This window comes from Polynucleobacter sp. Adler-ghost (assembly GCF_018688495.1).
In the GTDB taxonomy this organism is placed as follows: Bacteria; Pseudomonadota; Gammaproteobacteria; order Burkholderiales; family Burkholderiaceae; genus Polynucleobacter.
Map to the genome: position 1 here is coordinate 420,391 of NZ_CP061320.1, position 19,326 is coordinate 439,716.

Annotated in this window: 20 protein-coding genes; 19 read left to right on the plus strand and 1 reads right to left on the minus strand. The window is 44.6% G+C overall.

Going from position 1 to position 19,326, the window contains the following annotated elements; genetic code table 11:
- Positions 1–12 precede the first annotated feature (12 nt).
- Positions 13–1,167 carry a PAS domain-containing sensor histidine kinase gene (locus ICV89_RS02280; RefSeq protein ID WP_215309318.1) on the minus strand — a complete coding sequence of 385 codons (1,155 nt, stop codon included), beginning with the start codon at positions 1,165–1,167 and terminating at the stop codon, positions 13–15.
- Positions 1,168–1,330: 163 nt separating this feature from the next.
- Here ICV89_RS02280 and fliF point away from each other — a divergent pair, with 163 nt between their 5' ends.
- The 19 genes from fliF (at position 1,331) to ICV89_RS02375 (ending at position 19,308) form a co-directional block, all read left to right on the plus strand.
- Positions 1,331–3,286, plus strand: coding sequence for a flagellar basal-body MS-ring/collar protein FliF (fliF, locus tag ICV89_RS02285; RefSeq protein ID WP_215309319.1), 1,956 nt, complete (start codon positions 1,331–1,333; stop codon positions 3,284–3,286).
- Between the two features lie 17 nt (positions 3,287–3,303).
- The gene (fliG, locus tag ICV89_RS02290; protein ID WP_215309321.1) at positions 3,304–4,398 is read left to right on the plus strand and encodes a flagellar motor switch protein FliG; all 1,095 of its coding nucleotides are present in this window, start codon (positions 3,304–3,306) and stop codon (positions 4,396–4,398) included.
- Positions 4,385–5,281, plus strand: coding sequence for a FliH/SctL family protein (locus tag ICV89_RS02295; protein WP_215309323.1), 897 nt, complete (start codon positions 4,385–4,387; stop codon positions 5,279–5,281). Before fliG ends, ICV89_RS02295 begins: the two co-directional genes overlap by 14 nt.
- Positions 5,281–6,666 carry a FliI/YscN family ATPase gene (locus tag ICV89_RS02300; protein ID WP_215309324.1) on the plus strand — a complete coding sequence of 462 codons (1,386 nt, stop codon included), beginning with the start codon at positions 5,281–5,283 and terminating at the stop codon, positions 6,664–6,666. The genes ICV89_RS02295 and ICV89_RS02300 overlap by 1 nt, the downstream gene beginning before the upstream one ends.
- A gap of 5 nt (positions 6,667–6,671) precedes the next feature.
- A complete protein-coding gene (locus ICV89_RS02305; protein WP_215309326.1) occupies positions 6,672–7,118 on the plus strand; it encodes a flagellar export protein FliJ in 447 nt (148 codons plus the stop codon).
- Between the two features lie 26 nt (positions 7,119–7,144).
- Positions 7,145–9,100 (plus strand): flagellar hook-length control protein FliK, encoded by a 1,956-nt coding sequence (locus ICV89_RS02310; RefSeq protein ID WP_215309328.1) that lies wholly within the window; start codon positions 7,145–7,147, stop codon positions 9,098–9,100.
- 26 nt (positions 9,101–9,126) lie between these two features.
- A complete protein-coding gene (gene fliL / locus ICV89_RS02315; protein ID WP_215309330.1) occupies positions 9,127–9,864 on the plus strand; it encodes a flagellar basal body-associated protein FliL in 738 nt (245 codons plus the stop codon).
- Positions 9,865–9,895: 31 nt separating this feature from the next.
- Entirely contained in the window at positions 9,896–11,035 is a 1,140-nt protein-coding gene (fliM, locus tag ICV89_RS02320) for a flagellar motor switch protein FliM (protein ID WP_215309332.1), read from the plus strand.
- A 12-nt stretch (positions 11,036–11,047) separates the two neighbouring features.
- The gene (gene fliN / locus ICV89_RS02325; protein WP_215309334.1) at positions 11,048–11,425 is read left to right on the plus strand and encodes a flagellar motor switch protein FliN; all 378 of its coding nucleotides are present in this window, start codon (positions 11,048–11,050) and stop codon (positions 11,423–11,425) included.
- A gap of 27 nt (positions 11,426–11,452) precedes the next feature.
- Positions 11,453–11,770, plus strand: a complete 318-nt coding sequence (gene fliO / locus ICV89_RS02330) for a flagellar biosynthetic protein FliO (RefSeq protein WP_215309336.1) — start codon at positions 11,453–11,455, stop codon at positions 11,768–11,770.
- Positions 11,767–12,513, plus strand: a complete 747-nt coding sequence (gene fliP, locus ICV89_RS02335) for a flagellar type III secretion system pore protein FliP (protein WP_251370889.1) — start codon at positions 11,767–11,769, stop codon at positions 12,511–12,513. Before fliO ends, fliP begins: the two co-directional genes overlap by 4 nt.
- A gap of 5 nt (positions 12,514–12,518) precedes the next feature.
- Positions 12,519–12,788: a flagellar biosynthetic protein FliQ gene (locus tag ICV89_RS02340; RefSeq protein WP_215309338.1), complete on the plus strand. Its 270-nt coding sequence runs from the start codon at positions 12,519–12,521 to the stop codon at positions 12,786–12,788.
- A 3-nt stretch (positions 12,789–12,791) separates the two neighbouring features.
- Entirely contained in the window at positions 12,792–13,574 is a 783-nt protein-coding gene (locus ICV89_RS02345) for a flagellar biosynthetic protein FliR (protein WP_215309340.1), read from the plus strand.
- Between the two features lie 19 nt (positions 13,575–13,593).
- Positions 13,594–14,343: a hypothetical protein gene (locus ICV89_RS02350; protein WP_215309342.1), complete on the plus strand. Its 750-nt coding sequence runs from the start codon at positions 13,594–13,596 to the stop codon at positions 14,341–14,343.
- A gap of 169 nt (positions 14,344–14,512) precedes the next feature.
- A complete protein-coding gene (locus ICV89_RS02355) occupies positions 14,513–15,577 on the plus strand; it encodes a carbonic anhydrase (protein ID WP_215309344.1) in 1,065 nt (354 codons plus the stop codon).
- Positions 15,578–15,619: 42 nt separating this feature from the next.
- Entirely contained in the window at positions 15,620–17,458 is a 1,839-nt protein-coding gene (locus ICV89_RS02360; RefSeq protein ID WP_215309346.1) for a tetratricopeptide repeat protein, read from the plus strand.
- Positions 17,459–17,763: 305 nt separating this feature from the next.
- Positions 17,764–18,180, plus strand: a complete 417-nt coding sequence (gene flgB, locus ICV89_RS02365) for a flagellar basal body rod protein FlgB (protein ID WP_215309348.1) — start codon at positions 17,764–17,766, stop codon at positions 18,178–18,180.
- Complete coding sequence (gene flgC / locus ICV89_RS02370) at positions 18,174–18,581, plus strand: flagellar basal body rod protein FlgC (protein WP_215310291.1); 408 nt, start codon at positions 18,174–18,176, stop codon at positions 18,579–18,581. Before flgB ends, flgC begins: the two co-directional genes overlap by 7 nt.
- Before the next feature lie 34 nt (positions 18,582–18,615).
- Positions 18,616–19,308 (plus strand): flagellar hook capping FlgD N-terminal domain-containing protein, encoded by a 693-nt coding sequence (locus ICV89_RS02375; protein ID WP_215309350.1) that lies wholly within the window; start codon positions 18,616–18,618, stop codon positions 19,306–19,308.
- Positions 19,309–19,326 lie beyond the last annotated feature (18 nt).

Below are 19,326 nucleotides of genomic sequence, written 5' to 3' on the forward strand. Positions count from 1 at the left end.
GGGTTTTCTGACTTAATGATTTAAAGAGGGTTGGGCATAAGGTAGGTTGATCTGGAAGATGGCACCTTGTTTAGAGTTCTCAGCGCTGATGCTGCCTCGAAAGCTCTCAATCGTATTTTTTGCAATCGAAAGACCAAGTCCAGTGCCATTAGCGCTGGTAGTAGAAAAGGGCTCAAATAAGGATTTGAGCATTTCTTTGGCAATGCCTGGGCCTTGATCAGAAATCGTAATGGTTAGCATGTGTTGATCACTTGTCGCTAGCATTCTGACTGTTTGATTGGCTTTAGAAACAGCTAATGCATTTTCGAGAATGGCAACAATGGCATTGGATATTGCTTTAGGCTCTACCAATAAATTTCCGTTGTTTACATTGCTAGATGTGACAGATAGTTTGACTTGCTTGGCTTCAAAAAGAAACTGAATACTTGCTTGAGCGTCTTCAATAATTTGGACCGCATTTACTAGCGTAGTCTTATTAGGTTTATTAGAAATAAAGCGCAGCATATCTTGCGAGAGCTTTTCTAAATCCAATAATTGTTTACGTAAGCGATCGGCAAATTCCTTAGAGGTGTCAGCGTTGATCTGCCCGTCACAAAGATGCGATGCATATAGCAGGGCAGTTGCCAGTGGCGTTCTAAATTGATGCGCTATACCGGCGGCCATACGACCCATTGCTGCTAAACGGTTTTCTCGCTGCGTTTCTTCGTGACGCAAAATGTTGGTGGTGATATCTTGGATCTGAATGAAGCTACGTGGGCCTTCATTGATCCGAACGACTTGCACAGTTTTTTGGATGCGTTTTTGGACATCCTTTTGGGTAATCAGATATTCCCCTGGCGTGATGGAAGCTTGCCAATCGCTCGGAACTTCAAAAGTGGCCCCGGGTTTTAATTTGGGCAGAAAGATCAGTACTGCAGGGTTATGCAATAAAACTACTTCATTTTCCAGCAAGATCACCCCTGCTGGAATAGCATTTAAGAGAATCGCTAAGCGTTGGTTGGACTTTTGGAGCTCGCTACTGAGTTGATTAATCTTTTCTTGAAGCGCAGTTTGTTGAGCTTCCAGTTTTTGGGATTCTGCATAAAAAATCGCAAAAGCCTCCTCAAGATGTTTAGTGGCATCTAATGAATCTTGCTGAGAGGGTAATTTGCTGGTGTTTTGGCTCAAGTAACGATTTTTTTAAGGGGTGTGGTTTATAGGCAATATTTGCCTCTTTTTGGTAAATATGGCTTTAGGATATCAACATTTAGGCGAATTAGGCAAAAATGTTCTATATATAGTGATATTATTATTTTTAGAATTTCCCCTGACATGACGGAATTGATCAAAATTGAGTGAAGAAACGCAACCGGGAATACAGGAAAGCGAACGAGATGCGGCAGTAGTCAATATTGGCTCTGTTGGTACCTCCGCCTCAGCAACTCCTGTTAGTAGTAGTCTTAGCGGTGGCGGTGCAGTACTCCCCCAAAGTTTAGTGGGCCTACAGAATCGCTTTAAAGCACTGAACGCTCAGCAACGCCTGATTTTGTTTGCCGCAGTGTTTTTGGTGGTTGCTGTAATGGTCTTTGTTTCGATCTCTGGAAGAAGTAAAGACGACTACCGAATCTTGTTTTCGAGCATCAATGAGCGTGATGGGGCAGCCATCGTAGCGGCTTTGCAGCAGATGAACGTGCCTTACAAATTTACTGAAGGTGGGGCAGCAATCTTGGTGCCTGAATCCGCTGTTTATGAGACCCGTCTTCGTTTAGCGGGTCAAGGGTTGCCAAAGGCCGGTAATGTCGGCTTTGAGTTGCTGGAAAACCAGAAAATGGGAACCAGCCAGTTTGTCGAGCAAGTTAATTACCAGCGTGGTCTAGAGGGTGAGTTGGCTCGCAGTATCAGCTCCTTAGCGCAAGTTAAATCCGCAAGGGTGATGCTAGCGATACCCAAGCAGACAGCTTTTATGCGCGAGCAGGAAAAGCCTACCGCTTCTGTCATTGTGACGATGCATCCTGGACGATTTTTAGATCCCCAGCAAGTAGCAGCTATTACGAATTTAGTGGGATCTTCGGTTCCTAATCTGGGCCCAGCTAATGTCACGATTGTTGACTCGGAAGGTAGCTTGCTTGCGCCTAATGCACAACGTCTGGCTGGTTTGGATAGTACGCAACTGAAGTATGTTGCCGAACTAGAGGGTGCACTTTCTAAGCGGGTACAAGCGATTTTGGAGCCTGTGACTGGTAAAGAAAATGTCCGAGCTCAGGTAACAGTCGATATGGATTTTGGTGAGTTAGAAAGAACCGAAGAAACCTTTGGTCGTAATTCTCCGCCTAACCAATCTTCGATTCGTAGCCAACAAACGAATGAGGCTGCTACGCCAAGTTCGACAACTTCAGGTGTGCCAGGAGCTCTCACCAATCAAGCCCCAGGGGCTGGGCAAGCACCGATTAATACTCAAGCAGCTGGCGGTGCAGCAGGGCCCCAAAATCTCAATGCACCCCCTACAAGTTCGGGTTCGAGTGCAAGCAATATTAAAAAAGACGCGACGATTAATTATGAGCTTGACCGCGCCATTCAGAGAATTAAGTCTGAAAAAGGTCAAGTCAGAAGAGTTTCTGCTGGCGTTGTAGTGAACTATAAACAGCCTCCTGGTGTGGATAAGGAGGGCAATCCTCGCAAGCCGATTCCCTATAACGCGAAAGAGCTAGATCAAATTAATAATTTGGTGAGGGATGCTGTAGGTTATTCAGAAAAGCGTGGCGATAGCGTCAGTGTTGCCAATATTCCGTTTAAGGTTGAGGTAAGTGATGAACCACCATTTTATAAACAAGCTGGGGTCATTGAATTAAGCAAAGAATTCTTTAAGTTTGCAATCATTCTAGGTTCGCTCGGCCTCATGTTTTTTGGAGTCGTACGTCCATTGCTCTTTCCTCCGAAAAAGGACGAAGTCTTGGAAGAGCAGCGTATTGAGGAAGAGTTTGACGAGAAGATCAAAGCGGAAATGGCGCAGATGGATCCACGGGCGCGTGAAAAACGTCGTATGGAAGTTGAATTGTTACGCGAACGTCAGCGCGCTGCTGAAGAAGAAGAGCGTGCTAGGGCTGAAGAAGAGCGTAAACGCTCTGAGGAAGAGAAGAAACGGATCGATGAGGAGAAGAAACAAGAGTACGAAGAGCTACTTCAGTACGCTAAGGATTTTGTTGAAAATAATCCTCGAGCAGTTTCTGCTATTTTTAAAGAGTGGCTGTCTGAAGATGCGGTTAAGCAAAATGCAGGCGCAGCTGAAGCTGCCGCACCTGCCGGTTAATATGAGGAGAATCTGTTTTGGCTGATGAAGCTCCCGTAGAAAAAACGCTATCCATAGCTGAGGCCCTTAAAGAGGGCGTGAAAGCTGCACCTGCTGGTGGAACAATCTCTTTTGATGATTTGGATGGTGCTTCTCGTGCTGCGGTAGTCCTATTGGCTGTTGGCGCTGAGTCTGCAGCCAATGTGATGCGAGGTATGACGCCGTTTGAAGTCCAACGCCTCTCGGGAAAGATGGCCGTTGTGCGCTCTTTAAGTAGAGATTTAGTACTGGAAGTATTGCGGCAATTTAAGGATGTCACCGCTAACAATACGCAAGTTGCATTTGATACCGATGACTTCATGCAGAACATGCTTACCAAGGCAATGGGTGCAGAGGGCGCTTCGGATCTATTAGGCCGTCTTGAAAATACGCTGGACATGTCTGGTATCGAAACACTCAAGCGCATGGAATCCGACGTGCTTTACGAGCTCATCAAAAATGAGCATCCACAAATCATTGCAACGGTGATGGTCTTCTTGGATCCTACTCAGGCTTCTGCGTTGCTCAAGTTATTTGATGATGAATTACGTAATGAACTCATCTTACGTATCGCCCTATTAGAAAAAGTTCAACCTGCAGCTCTGAAGGAGTTGAACGAGGTGATGTCTCGTTCAGCAGGTCCAGACTCAGACTTCCGTCGTAGCAGCGTGGGCGGTGTAGTGCCTACCGCGGAGATTCTGAACAATCTCTCTGGTGGCTTGGATAAACAAGCCTTGGAAAACATCCGAAAATACAATAGTGATTTGGCCGATGCTATTCAAGAAAAGATGTTTGTCTTCGAAGACTTCTTGGAGCTTGAAGATCGCTCATTACAGACTTTAATGACAGAGGTTCCGCAGGAAACATTGATCATTGCATTAAAAGGCGCAAGTCCGAAGTTGCGCGAAAAAATCTTCAAAAATATGGCGAAGCGCTCTGCCGATACTGTGCGTGAAGATCTTGAAACAAGACCACCTGTGAAGGTCATTGAAGTTGAGACAGCCCAGAAAGATGTCATTGCAATCGCTCGCGCCTTGAGTGAGGAAGGTCGAGTCAATATGGAGAGAGGTAAGTCCGCTGATGCCTTCCTCTGATGAGGACTCCTTGCTAACGCGATGGGAGCCACCTTCTTTTGATCCTCCTAAACCTCCTAAGCCACCTAAGGTGGCTCCGATTCATTACCCCACCGTTGAAGAAGTCGAAGCGATTCGACACGACGCTTATGAAGAAGCCTATGAACTTGGTTCTAATGAAGGCTTTGTAGAAGGGCGAACAGCTGGCTATGACGAGGGCAAAACAACTGGATATGACGAGGGATATAAAGCGGGCTATCAAGATGCAGAACAAGAGACGCTTCGTTTACAAAATGCTTTGGGGCAACTTTTAGAATCGCTTGTTGGAATGCCCGAGGCAATTGCTGCACCTTTAACTCAGTTTAGTTTTGAAATTGCCTCTCGTTTAAGTGCAAATAGCTCAATGGAGCGCGCTCCCTTTGTAATGGCGGTGCAAGAAGCGTTGATGCGTTTGCCGCGACCAGGTGAGAATCTCTATCTGCGTTTGCGTTCTGAAGAGGTAGATACCTGGAGAAAGATTGTTGAGGATCCAGGTTTGCCATTTAATTGCACGATTTTAGTCGATGCCGATGTACGTCCTGGGCATGCTTATGTTGAGGTGAGTGGCGCTCGTATTGATGTTGGAGTTGAGGCGCGTATGGCATTAGTGAAGACGGCTTTGGGTTTGGATGGCTCAGTTGCGCAAGATAACAAAGTGCTTGAGCAAAAGATCACACCAGAACATTTAGAAGATGAATCTATTAGTGAGGCCCAGAACGCCGATGCATCTCATGCTGAAGAAGAAGATGATCATGATTTTGTAGATGATGCCAACAGTGATTCTGAAATTGATTCTGAGATTGACTCTGCAAGAGATTCTGACGCCGACCATCCAATCAATCCTGATGATCAGGTGCAGTCATAGTGAGTGTTTTACAACCTCAGGAATTGGCAAGTCAGTTAGAGTTGCGTCGCCAACACTTGATGCAAACACCTTACTCTATTCGAGAGGGTAAATTAAAGCGCGTCTCTGGAATTGTCTTGGAGGTTGAAGGCTTGCCGATGAGTATTGGATCGGGCGCTACTATCCTGTCCGAGCTAGGTGGTAAGACTTACGATGCAGAGTGCATTGGTTTTAATGGCGCAATCACTTATTTAATGCCGATTGATGCGATGGAAAATATTTCACCGGGCGCCTTGGTGTATCCAGCCAATACACCATTTAATTCTGGGTCAGGTTACATCTCCAGTAGTGTCGGTGAACCTTTGACGATTGGTGAGAGTTTGCTCGGTAGAGTAGTAGATGGTTTGGGTCGACCTATCGATGGCAAAGGATATGGTGAAAAACAATTTTCACCCATCATTCAAAGAATGTTAAACCCCTTAGATAGAACTCCTATTCATGAACCTTTGGATGTGGGCATTCAAGCGGTGAATGGTTTGTTAACAGTGGGTCGTGGTCAACGCGTTGGAATATTTGCAGGATCTGGAGTCGGTAAAAGTGTTTTATTAGGAATGCTTGCGCGTAATTGTGTTGCTGATGTAATTGTGATTGGCCTAGTTGGTGAGCGCGGTCGCGAAGTACGCGAGTTTTGTGAAGATACCTTGGGCCCAGAATCATTTCAGCGCGCGGTTGTTGTTGCAGCGCCTGCAGATGCTTCTCCATTGGCGCGCTCAAAAGGAGCGTCGTACGCAACCGATGTGGCGATCTGGTTTCGAGATCAAGGTAAGCACGTTGTTTTGATTGTCGACTCACTCACTCGCTACGCCATGGCATTGCGTGAAATTGGCCTAAGCTTAGGGGAGGCTCCAGTAGCACGAGGCTACCCTCCGAGCGTATTTGCACGCATGCCAGAGTTAGTTGAGCGCGTTGGAAACGGCGCTAACCCTGATGGTTCAATTACTGCTTTTTATACCGTCTTGCTAGAAGGTGATGACACCAATGATCCGGTTGCTGATACCGCGCGCGGTATTTTGGACGGACACTTCTTCCTTTCTAGAGAATTGGCTGATAGCGGACACTACCCAGCTATAGATGTGGAGAAATCGATTTCTCGGGTGATGCCAAAAGTGGTATCAAAAGAGCACCTACTCTCTGCTAGAAGAATGAAGCAGCTATACAGTCGGTATATGCGGGGAAGGGACTTGGTCTCGATGGGCGCTTATATCGCGGGGAGCGATCCAGAATTGGATGCTGCTTTACAAGCTTGGCCAAAAATTCAGGCATTCCTGCAACAAGACGCTGATGTAGCCGTTCCCATAGATCAAACAGAGACTTTGTTGGCTGAAATTAGCCCACCCAATCTATAAACCTTATGAATGCTATAGAACTCCTTCATCGCTTAGCCAAAATACGAGAAGATCAGGCTATGGCACGGGCAAAGCGCGTAGCCAGTCAGGTAAATCAGCAAAAAGCCTTTAAAGATCAAGTACTTGACTATGCAAAAGATTATGAGTCTCAATTACTTGCTGGTGGCAAAGGCGGATCTTCAGTGGCATTCATTCAGGATGCCAATGCCTTTAGAGAGAAGCTGCTGCATAGCGCAATAGAGATGGATGGGCAAATTCAAGGCATGACAAAGGCCTCAGAGGAAACCTTAAAAGTAGCTACTTTAGCCAGAATGCGTACTCGGGGACTATCTAAATTAGTAGACAAAATGCACCTTGAGGCCAAAAGAAAGCAGGCTAAAGCAGAGCTCAGCCAATTTGAAGATAACTTCTCAGCAAGGCTAAGTTTCAAATCTGGCACGAAAGATGCATAGTTGGTAGTGTTCCTTTTGGAGAATGCATGCCAACAGTTAGTCAAATACAGATGCAAGCAGTAAATAGCCCCATCACTGAGGCTATTGCGCAACCGGGTAGTCTTGCCGGTGGCGCTGCTGTGCCTGCTGGTTTTGATACTTTCTTAGCATCCTTGAACCAAAAGATGGTGGCACGCTTGGATGGACGATTAAATTCTGATAAATCAGCGAGCCCTAAAGCGGATTTAGGCATCCTCAATATGCAAAATTTGCCACATTTTGCTAGCCAAGCAAAAGAATCTGCAAAATTTACCGATCCTATGCAGTTATTGGCTGCACAGCTAGCTGCACAGGGCCTCATTAATCCTGCCTTAGCCCAGCCTGCCGCGGCCAGCCCATTGCTCAATGGCGGTAACGGCGTCAATGCAATAGATTCAACTATTTCCTTATCTGGTCTAAATGTACCTAATGGACTGGGTTTAAATGGTCAAAATATCGATCCACAGCAAAGCCGATTAATTACCCAATCGCTTGCTAAAGCGATGAAAGACGCAGGCCAAGCCAATAACTTTGGCACTCAAAATTTACAAGTAACGCAATTAATGCAAATGTTGCAGCAAGCTAAACCAGTGAACGCTGCTCAGGCCAGTGCCTTAGAGCAGTTAAAGGGCCTAGTAACTCAGGTAGCGCAAGCACCGATCATCACGCTGACCCAAGACCAAGTCAATGCGATTCGTGATCTTGCCCAGCAAAGCAATCTGCCGTTAGCACCCCAATTGGCTAGCCTGGTGAACCCAGCAGCTCAAGCGGCCGCTAACCCAGCACCGATCATCACGCTGACCCCAGAGATCGCTAGTGCGATTCGGGAGTTACAGCAGCAAGCTAAACCAGTGAACGCTGCTCAGGCCAGTGCCTTAGAGCAGTTAAAGGGCTTAGTAACTCAGGTAGCGCAAGCAGCCCCTCAGCAAGCACCGATCATCACGCTGACCCAAGACCAAGTCAATGCGATTCGTGATCTTGCCCAGCAAAGCAATCTACCGTTAGCACCCCAATTGGCTAGCCTGGTGAACCCAGCAGCTCAAGCGGCCGCTAACCCAGCACCGATCATCACGCTGACCCCAGAGATCGCTAGTGCGATTCGGGAGTTACAGCAGCAAGCTAAACCAGTGAACGCTGCTCAGGAAGCGATAAAAGCATCTACAGGAGAGATGAATCTAGTTAATGTGGCTGCTACTACAACTCAACCTGTAGATGAAAAGCTCAACACGAAGACTCTTTCAGATCGCAGTATTGGATCTGATGGTAAAAATGTTTCAGTTTTCAGCCCTCAAAATTCTAATAATTCCGATAACGCTCTGACCCCCTTGTTTGCTGGCCAGACATCTAAAGAAAACATCGGCGTTGATAATTCCATTCGTCCAAGGCCAGAGTCTGATTATCAGACCAGCGAACAAGAAAAAGTGGCTGATTTAAGTGCCCAAGATGCTAATACTGTAAGCACCCCAAATAGCGGTCTTGCACGTTTAGATAATCACACACCAGAAGCTATACAAAAGTTTCAAATCAAGCAAACAGAGACCTCCCTAGTGAGTGGTCCCTTACATAGTGAGATTATGAGTGCTGCTAAGTCAGGTGGCGGTCGCATTATGTTTGAGTTAACGCCGCCAGAGCAGGGCACAATTCGGATCGACTTACGCATTAATCAAAGTGGCCAGGCTCACCTGATAGTCGAAGGTGCGAGCGACGCTACGAAATCTCGCTTAGATCAAGGCGGCCAAAATCTGAAGCAAGAGTTTGCTCAGATGGGTTTAAATCTCTCGCTAGATCTCAGGCAGGGCAATCAGTCACAACAGGCTTCAGGCCAGTCCTTTGCCAATGCTCGTCAGGAATATTATGCTAAGCAGCAGAATATTGATCCGGCTCCTAAAACCATGACAAGTACTGGTTTTATAGGTTCAGGTCATAATAGAAGTGCTAGCGGTACAGTACATCTGTTCGCTTAATATCATTAAGAATAAAGGGAATAAGCATGGCTGATGAAGAACGCGTAGAGCCTACCTTAGATGTCAATGGCGGGATACCACCCCCACCCGTTGTAGAGCAAGAAGAGGTTGAAGAAGAAAAGCCTAAAAGCAAAAAGATGCTATTTTTGATCATCGGATTGATAGTAGTGCTGGCTGGAGCAGTTGGTGGCTATCTTTATATGCAACATAACGCTGAGCTCAAAAGACAGCAAGAAGCCGAAGATAAGCGGCCTGAAAACATTCTTAAGAAGCAATTAATGGAGCGTAAAGATAATGCCGCTCCCATTTACATTGCCCTAGATGAGATGATCGTAAACCTCCCTGGCAGAGGCGGAGAGCATTACTTACAGACTAAGATGGTACTCAGGACAAACGATGGATCTACTGAAGATAAGATCAAGAAGTTCATGCCCGTCATCAGAGATAAGGTTATTACGGTTTTATCCTCACGCCAAATGCAAGAGTTAGCCACTGTAGAGGGTAAAACAATGATGGCTCGCGAGGTCGCTTTAGTAATCAACTCTATTATTGCGCCGCAACTCACTGCTATTTATATACTCCAGCAACAACCATCAACAGCTGATATTCAAAATTTAGAGAGAATTGGTGCTGTGCCAAAAGAAACCTCTTCAGGTCAGAAGATTACTGGTGAGGCTGCTAGAGCTGCAGCAGAATTTTGGAATGTTACGGAGATGGATCTTCCTGTTCAGGCCGTACTATTCAATACTTTTGTAATGCAGTAAAATAGCGGCTGTACAGTCCACTTAGGAAGATATGGCGACAGGAGCAATCAATGTCGAGATGAACATTGCCGCTGAAGATCAGCAGTCAATGTTCGACAAATCGAAGATTATTGCTCGTCGGCGCATGCCGACATTGGAGCTTATACACGAACGCTTTTGTCGGGCGGTACGTTTATCCCTATTCAATATGATCCGTGCACCGATTGAGGTGCAGATGCATATGCCTAGCGTCAAAAGCTATGAGCAATTTGTGTCTGAATTTCCTGAGCGTACCAATATTAATATCGTAGGCATTCGTCCACTGCGTGGCGTAGGCTGCTGGATTGTTGATCCTGGTGTTGTTTATATCGCGATTGATAATATGTTCGGTGGTGAAGGTCGGTTGGCACCAAGGCTGGCATTGCGCGAATACACGCCGACGGAGTTGCGTATTATTCGTCGCCTAGTCGATGCATTGCTCAACGACTATGAGAAAGCCTGGAAAGCGGTATATGAAATTAAGTTTGACTTCATGCGCCAAGAGACTAATTTTGGATTTGCCAAAATAACTTCCCCTAGCGAGATGGTGCTGCATTCCAAATTTACTATTGAGATTAATGGCAGGCCAGGTGACGTTGACCTCTGTATTCCATTCTGGGTAATGGAGCCAATCAAAGCAATCTTGTATAACAATATGCAAGGCTTTGCAAGTGAGCCAGATGAACATTGGACGAACTTATTAAACGACCAGGTTCATGAAGCCCCAGTGACTGCAGTAGCTGTATTGGCCCGTAAGCAGATGCTCTTGCGTGAAATTACCTCGTTATCAGTCGGGGATATTATCCCCATAGAAATTAATGATCCGGTTACGGTTTATGTGGATGGCTTACCTGTGATCAAGGGTCAATATGGTGTCAAAGAAGGGCGCTATTCAGTTAAGGTTAGTACGATTCAGCATCCTGCTGAATTCCTAAAGAGTCCTCTAGAGAAGGCGCGCCTTGGACCAAGCATGATGCGAAGTGCTGAAAAAGGCGAGTTATATGAGCAACTTGCAGAAAATCCTCTAGCGCCTGCTGCAATGCAGGCTCCTGAACCCAATCAAAGAGATGTCTCAAGCGATACAATGGACCAATTCGCGAATACACTTGAGCCCAATGAATCCATGGACCAAGCAGGCTCAGCACAAGAATAAAAGAGGATCAAGATGGCTGAAAACGATAATGATTTAGCAAAAACACTGACGAGCGCTGATGTTTCTGGATCCCTTCGCAAGGCGACATTTAACAACCTAGAAGATGGCTCTAAAGCTGGCGCAGACTTTAACGATATTGATTTAGTGATGGATGTACCAGTTCAAGTCACAGTAGAACTTGGACGTGCCAAGATGCAAATTCGTAATCTATTAAATCTGACTTATGGATCGGTGATCGAGTTAGATATCTTGGCTGGAGAGCCACTAGAGGTAGTGGTAAATGGTTGCCTAGTAGCTCAAGGGGAGGTGGTGATTGTGAATGATCGCTACGGTATTCGCTTGACTGATATTGTGACTCCCGCAGAGCGTCTGCGTAAAATTAATCGCTGATCCTAAATGGGCACCTCAGTTGGAGGCATGTTGCTTTTTTCATTCATTTGGCTTGCACTAGCGGCCGCACTTATTTGGGTTGTTGCGTATTTAGTTAAGCGGGACTCCGCAGTCCGTGCAAGCAATCCCCACGTCATGATTTTGGCTCAACAGGCTTTAGGCCCAAGAGAGCGAGTGATCATTGTGAATGTACTCAATCGCATTTTAGTGATTGGCCATACACCCACTCAAATTAATTTGTTGACCGAACTAGATCCAGAAGATGTGGCCCATCTAAAGCCACAGCCTAGTAATATTGATTTTGCAAAACAGCTAAGACAGTTGGTCAAGAGGAATATCGGTTGAAAAATAAGATTACCTTTTCCATTGCTGGGGTAATAGGTCTGCTGGGATTATTCCCATTGATAGCCTGGAGTCAAACTTTGCCGCTAGTGACTGCGAAGCAGGTTGGTGGCGGTACATCTTATGCAGTGCCAGTTGAAACGGTGTTGGCTATTACCGCCCTCAGTTTTTTGCCAGCCGCCTTAGTGTTGATGACCAGCTTTACAAGAATCATCATTGTATTTTCTTTATTACGCCAGGCTCTAGGTTTAACGACCATGCCACCCAATATTGTTTTAATTGGACTCTCACTGTTCCTGACTTTATTTATTATGAATCCCGTCTTTGACTCGATTTATAAAACTGCATATCAGCCTTACTCAACAGGAAAGATGGGATTTCCTCAAGCGGTTGAGGTTGGCGCAAAGCCCCTAAAAGAGTTTATGTTGAAGCAAACTCGTAAGGATGATTTGAACTTATTCATGAAGATGTATGGCAAAGAAATCCAAGCACGCGAAGATGTTCCGTTCACTGTCTTAATTCCAGCGTTTGCGATTTCAGAAATTAAGACCGGTTTTTTAATTGGCTTTGTAATCTTTCTACCCTTTTTGGTGATTGATTTTGCAGTGGCCAGTATCCTTACCTCCCTCGGTATGGTGATGGTTTCGCCGATGATGTTTTCTTTGCCGATCAAATTAATTGTGTTTACCTTGGCAGATGGCTGGGCCCTGCTCTCTACCTCATTAGTACAAAGCTACATTAATTAATTACCATGGAGAGCGGAGTTATTCTCGATTTGGTATACCAGGCATTGAGGATGGCAGCAGTGTTAGCGGGGCCTGTACTAATGGCATTGCTGGTTGTTGGATTAATTATTGGTATTTTGCAAGCAGCCACCTCTGTTAATGAATCTACCGTTGCATTCGTTCCAAAACTCATTGTATTTGCTGCCGTCATTGTCATCATCGGGCCGGTTAGTCTATCTTTATTTACAGACTATATTAGAGAACTTTTTGCCCGCATACCAGGTTTAGTAAATTAATTTATGTTGACCATTACCGGTCTTCAGATTGAGCAATACATGGCAATCTTTATGTTTGCATCACTACGGGTTTTTGGGCTGTTTTTAACGTCTCCAATGTTTGCTATGCGGTCAGTACCGATGCAATTTCGTTTATTTATTGCTTTGGCATTTGGTATTTATCTCATGCCAGTATTGGGGACCGATAAAATTCCTTACCCAGGTGAAATTACTTTTTTTGCTTCTGCAATTGAGTTGGCGATTGGCGCCTTCATTGGCTTTGCGGTACGTGTAGCATTTATGGTGATAGATATAGCAGCAGAGGTGCTCTCTTTTTTATCGGGCTTTAGCTTTGCCTCCTCTAGCTTTCGGGATCCCACATTAGATTCAGGCTTAGTTGCCCAGTTTATGGGTTTAGTTGTATTAGCGCTGGCTTTTTCGCTCAATGTTCATTTAGTGTTAATTGATATTGTGTTGACCAGCTTTAAGACAGTACCATTAGGTGTATGGCCTCAATCCTGGACATCTAAAGGATTGGTGGATTTATTTTCTGCCTCATTTCGATTGGGCTTAATTTTATCAATGCCAGTACTATTGGTTTATGCAATGTTTAATTTAACGCAAGCATTTTTGGGAAGAACTAGCCCACAGATGAATTTATTTTCAATCGGTTTTGCAGTAAGCATACCGCTAGCCTTTTTGGTCTTCTTCATGATTTTGCCTGACCTACAAATTATTTTGGAGCGCTCGCTTGAGAACCCTTTACAACTTATTCGACAAGGTGTGGAGCTGCCTAATGCACAATAAGTTCAATATAAAATCCTTGATGCATTTTTCAGGCACTACTTTATTGCTTATTACTAGCTTTTCTGCAGGTAGTCAGAGCATTAATGTATCCGATCAATCAACATCACAAGCAGGCTCAATTGAAATAGTTATTAGTCCAAAAGAGCAGATTGCTATACAGCAGAATTCGCTGAATCAATCCCTCGATTCTTTGGATGATTGCGATAGGAAATTTCCTTTTCCAGCTAGTGCAGAGAAGAGTGACCCATACAGTGACAAGGGTGCGGATATCTGCAAGAAACTAAAAATTCGTGGGCAGCGCATGCAATGCGAAGTGGATGCGCTGCTAGAAGAAAAGCCTGCATCCAACACTACGGGTGCCAAAATTGAGCTAGCTGCTTGGTCTCGTTGCAATAGTAAGGTAGCTAATTTGCTCATTGAGGGCTACTATCTGCCTGCTAGCGAAATTGAAAGAAGATTGCAAATTTGTAGCTCAAACTACTACGCTGATCCTGGCAAGCTCCCCAAGCTCGGATGGTATCAGCGCTTTTTAAAGTGGTACACCAGTAATGATTTGACTCCACCACCAACTGATGCGGCCCTTGAGGTGGCATTAAAACAATCAACACCACTAGATAGTCGCCAAGATAGCGCTGGATTAATGCAGTGTGAGTGGATGTTTAATATTAGTCGTATCCCTCAGGTAGATCCCTTGCCAAGCTATAGCAACAGTAATATTGAGACTAAACCCACCCCAAAAGCTCCGGCTAAAAAGCCTGCCAAGAAGTAAGCTCCCTTTTTTAATTGTGGGCTAAATAGCCTTTTAGTGGCTTAAATAGCCAAGGTAGGGCCATATTCAGCCTATTAAGGTCGACCATTAAGGTCGCCAATGGGACAGCTGAAAATATATTTATCTGTTTTTCTTAAACGAAATGGCAAATGTTTCCGTAAGCGGACTCATGATGAATAGAATCTTCAACCCTATTGTTATGGCAACATCTGCCATTCTCCTGTTATTGCTTGGTCAGCCAGTAATGGCGTCAGACCCTGCTCCGGTGGCTTCGCCTACGGAAAAGCCAGCTGATAAAGCCAAGGTGACGGTGTCTCCGGGCCCATCTAGTGATGAAGAGATGAGCAAGGCTCTAACTAATAAAATTAGCAAGGGATCTGGTGACATTGTGATTCGTAGCAGTGATCTGTCTGTTGCAGGCAATGCGCCGCTCTATGCGGAAGTCAAATCTAAGCCTGCAGTTAAAGCACCTGCTAAGTCCTCTGAAAAAGAAGCACATAACCATCATTGGTCGTATTTTGATGGACCTGGGGGCCCAGATGACTGGGGTAATTTAGGTAAGGAAAACTTGGCCTGTCTTAAGGGTAAGACCCAATCACCGATTAATATTAATATTGATCGAACAGTCAAGGCAGAATTAAATCCCCTCGAATTTCTTTATAGATCATCACCTTTATCGATTGTCGATAATGGACATACGATTATGGTGAACTACGGCGAGGGTAGTAATCTGATGGTCGATGGCAGGCAATATCGATTGATTCAGTTCCACTTTCATAAGCCAAGTGAAGAGGCGATTAATGGTGAGCGTACCGACATGGTCGCGCACTTGGTACATCAACATCACGACGGTAGCTTGGCGGTTGTTGCCGTTTTAATGAGTACTGTGAAACCAGCGGCACTCAAAAAATATTGGTGGGGTGACGATTCAGGGCAAGAGAACGCTTTAATTAATACTCTCTGGAATAAGGTTCCATTAGTAAAAGGCAAGACTGAGACTCCTGGAGTCATGATTGACATCAATCAAATGTTGCCAGCGGACAAAAGTTATTTCACCTATATGGGATCTTTGACAACGCCACCGTGTAGTGAAAACGTGCTTTGGCTTGTTCTAAAAAATCCTATTTATGTAAGTGAGGCACAAGTAAAGAATTTTGACCGTATGTATCCTATGAATGCGCGACCGTTGCAGCCTAAAGGTGATCGTTTGGTTAAAGAAACTAAAGATCGTTAATTTAGCTACGCACTTATAGCCAACCATATCAAGAGTCTGTTAATGCGCGCTGATAATCAAAAATCTACAAAAGCGGGGGGCAATTTGAGTTTGGTTTCTAGCCAAGCTCGTGCTCCTGAGCTAGTAGCGCAGACCCAAGACTTATTTGAGCAAGGCATTGTTTGTCATCGGACAGGTAGACTCAAAGAGGCTCAAGATTTATATGAGCAAACATTATTAGCCCAACCTGATCACGTTGATGCGATGCATTTACTGGGTTTGATTGCTTATGAAACGGCTAATTTTGATCTTGCCGAACATTTGATGCAAGGGGCGATTACACTCAATCCTAATAACTCTTCATATCATTCGAATTTAGGGAATGTCTTAAAAGCAAAACACAAATACGATGCTGCTATTGTTAGTTACGATAGTGCAATTCAATTAACCCCAAACTCTACCTACACTTATTACAACCGTGGTAATACCCTGCATATTCAGAAGAAACTTGAAGATGCGGTAGCTAGTTTTGACCAAGCCATTGCCATTTCTACTGATTTTGCAGAGGCCTATAACAATCGTGGCAATGCTTTAAAAGATCTTAAGAAATTTGATCAGGCGATTGCAAGCTATATTGCAGCCATTCAAATTAAACCAGAATATGCCGAAGCCTATAACAATCTTGGCAATGCTTTAAAAGATATCAAAAAATTTGATGAAGCGATTGGAAGTTACTCCACGGCTATACAAATTAAACCAGACTATGCCGAAGCCTATAACAATCTGGGTAACGCCTTAAAAGAGCAAAGACAAATCGATAAGGCAATCCAGAGCTATAGTCGAGCCATTGATTTAAACCCTGATTGTTTTGAAGCATTTAATAATCGGGGTAATGGCTTAAAAGAATTAAAGCAATTAAGTGGTGCTATCGCAAGTTACGATAAAGCTATCGAAATCAATCCTAATTTTGCTGAAGCCTATTGGAATAAGAGTTTAGCGTTATTGCTTGGCGGTGATTATATTAATGGCTGGAAATTTTACGAGTGGCGTTGGCAAAGGGATGTATTTATTCCGCTTAAAAGAGATTTCCCTCAACCCCTATGGCTTGGAACTCCCTCCTTATTAAATAAGTCCATCTTATTGTATGGAGAGCAAGGCTTTGGAGATACGATTCAATTTATTCGTTATGCCAAGTTGGTCTCTGATTTAGGCGCAAAGGTGATTGTAGAAGTGCAAAAGCCACTGATTACCTTGCTTACCGATTTGGATGGTATTGCATTAGCCACTTACAAAGGTGAAAAACTTCCTGAGTTTGATTTCCAGTGCCCCCTCATGAGTTTGCCATTTGCATTTAAAACCACCGTCGATACAATCCCCACACGCAATCCATATCTCTTTGGCGACATTGCTAAAGTTGCGCTTTGGGAAGCCAAGTTGGGGCCTAAAATCAAGCCGCGTGTTGGGCTAGCCTGGAGTGGCAACCGCAGTCATAAAAATGACCACAATCGGAGTATCTCTTTAAAACAGTTGTTGTTATATCTGCCAGATAATTGCCAATACATTAGCTTGCAAAAAGGCGCTACTTTCGATGATGGTAGAACGTTGCAGGCCAATCCCCAAGTTTTGAACTTTGCCGATGAGCTCCACGACTTTAGTGATACAGCTGCCTTGACTCAACTGTTAGATTGCGTGGTTACTGTAGATACTAGTGTGGCGCACCTAGCAGCTGCTTTGGGTAGAAAAACTTGGATACTTCTCCCTAACGATCCCGATTGGCGTTGGCTACTGAATCGAGAAGATAGCCCTTGGTATCCAACGGTCAAGCTGTATAGGCAGCCGGTTCCTGGCGATTGGTTTACCGTGTTTACTAGAGTCCGAGAAGATTTATTGACTTTAAAGTGAGTGGCTACTCACTAAGTCTTGGCTCAGCAGGATTGAGCGCGCTCTACAATCTTAAAATCATCTAGTGGCGTATCACAGGGCAGGGATTACCTACTGCACTGCATCAATACCGGCAAAAATTGCCTCTATCTATCCTAACTAAGCGTTTTTGATCAAAAAATAGTCTTTTGGGATCAATAGAGCGGTAAGTCAACGCTGCGTATCTCAAATTCCTAGCAATAATCTAAAACTGGCACGCTCTTTGCATATCAATACATGAGGATTTTCCCCTTAGGTATGTCATTCCCAATTAGGGAGGAGCAGAAATGAATGCAGTGCCGCAATACGACCCATTAAGTTTTGGCGAAACCGCGCTGAAGTTGCGCACCTTTCGCCAACAAATTTTGGGTAACAATTTGGCAAACTCAGATACCCCCGGCTTTAAGGCTAGGGATATTCGTTTTGCGGACGTATTGAAGGCTCAGATGGAAGGTGCATCACCGTCAATGGACGTATCCATGGTGAGAACACATGCTGGACATATTGAAGGAATAATTACAAAAGAAGACCCCCGTTTACTGTATCGAGTGCCAAATCAGCCATCTAAAGATGGCAACACTGTCGATGGTGACGTTGAGCTTAGCGAATTTACCAAAAACTCAGTATTTACTGAGTCAGCATTAAGTCTATTAAGTAGTACATTGCGCTCGCGGATGTCTGCTATTACTGGTCAGGCATCATGAGTTTATTAGCCACCTTTAATATTGGTTCCTCTGCATTGACAGCGCAAGCAATGCGACTGAATACTACCGCCTCCAATATTGCAAACGCGGAGAGTATGTCTGGTCCAGATGGGCGCCCTTACCGCGCACGGCAGGTGGAATTTAATGCGATTACCAGCCCCAATTCACCGGGTGCTGGTGTTGCCGTCAGCAAAATTATTGAAAGTGATGCCCCACTACGGATGGAATATCGTCCAGGCCATCCCAAGGCTAACGGTGCAGGATATGTAGAGATGCCTAACGTGAATCCAGTTGAAGAGATGGTCAATATGATTTCAGCATCTCGTTCTTACCAAATGAATATTGAAGCTATGAATGTTACGCGTCAGTTGATGTTAAAGACCTTAGATTTAGGTCGCTAGAATTTTTTGAAATAAATAAAGAGTCGAGGAAGATATGACAACAACAGGTCCAATGAGCAATATTCCTGTCTACGATCCAAACGTAGCAGCAAGTGCTGCTACCAGTTCGTCTAATGGAACTTCTGCAGCAGATCAAACTCAGAACTTTTTAAAGTTATTAATAGCGCAAATCAAAAATCAAGATCCAATGGCGCCAATGGATGCCTCAACCATGACAGCGCAAATGTCTCAGCTCAATATGGTGACGAGCATGAGCAATATGAATACCTCTATGACAGCCATGCTCAATCAAATGCAAAGCGTGAATTTTATGAACCAAGCTGCGCTAATTGGCCATAGTCCAGTTGTGGCAGGAAATGGTATTGCCTTTGATGGGGTCAGCGAAGTCATTTTGGGGGCTAATTCAGCAAATCCTTTGACTTCTGTAATGGCAACAATTACAGATGCTAGTGGCAACGTAATCAATAGCACTAGCCTTGGCAACATAGTTGCAGGAATGAAAAATTTTGCATGGGATGGTGTGGACGCAGATGGTAACCGAGTTGCCGCAGGAAACTACAGCATCAGTATTAGCGGTACCAATGCTGCGGGAGCAACAGAGTCTCCAACAGTATATGTAGCATCACCTGTAGCAGCTGTCAGTAAGGGTACTAATGGCGACTCACTACTCACTTTAGTAGATGGAAGACAGATTAACGCATCAACAGTCCAGCAGTGGATCAATTAACTCAATTAAAAAATTAAG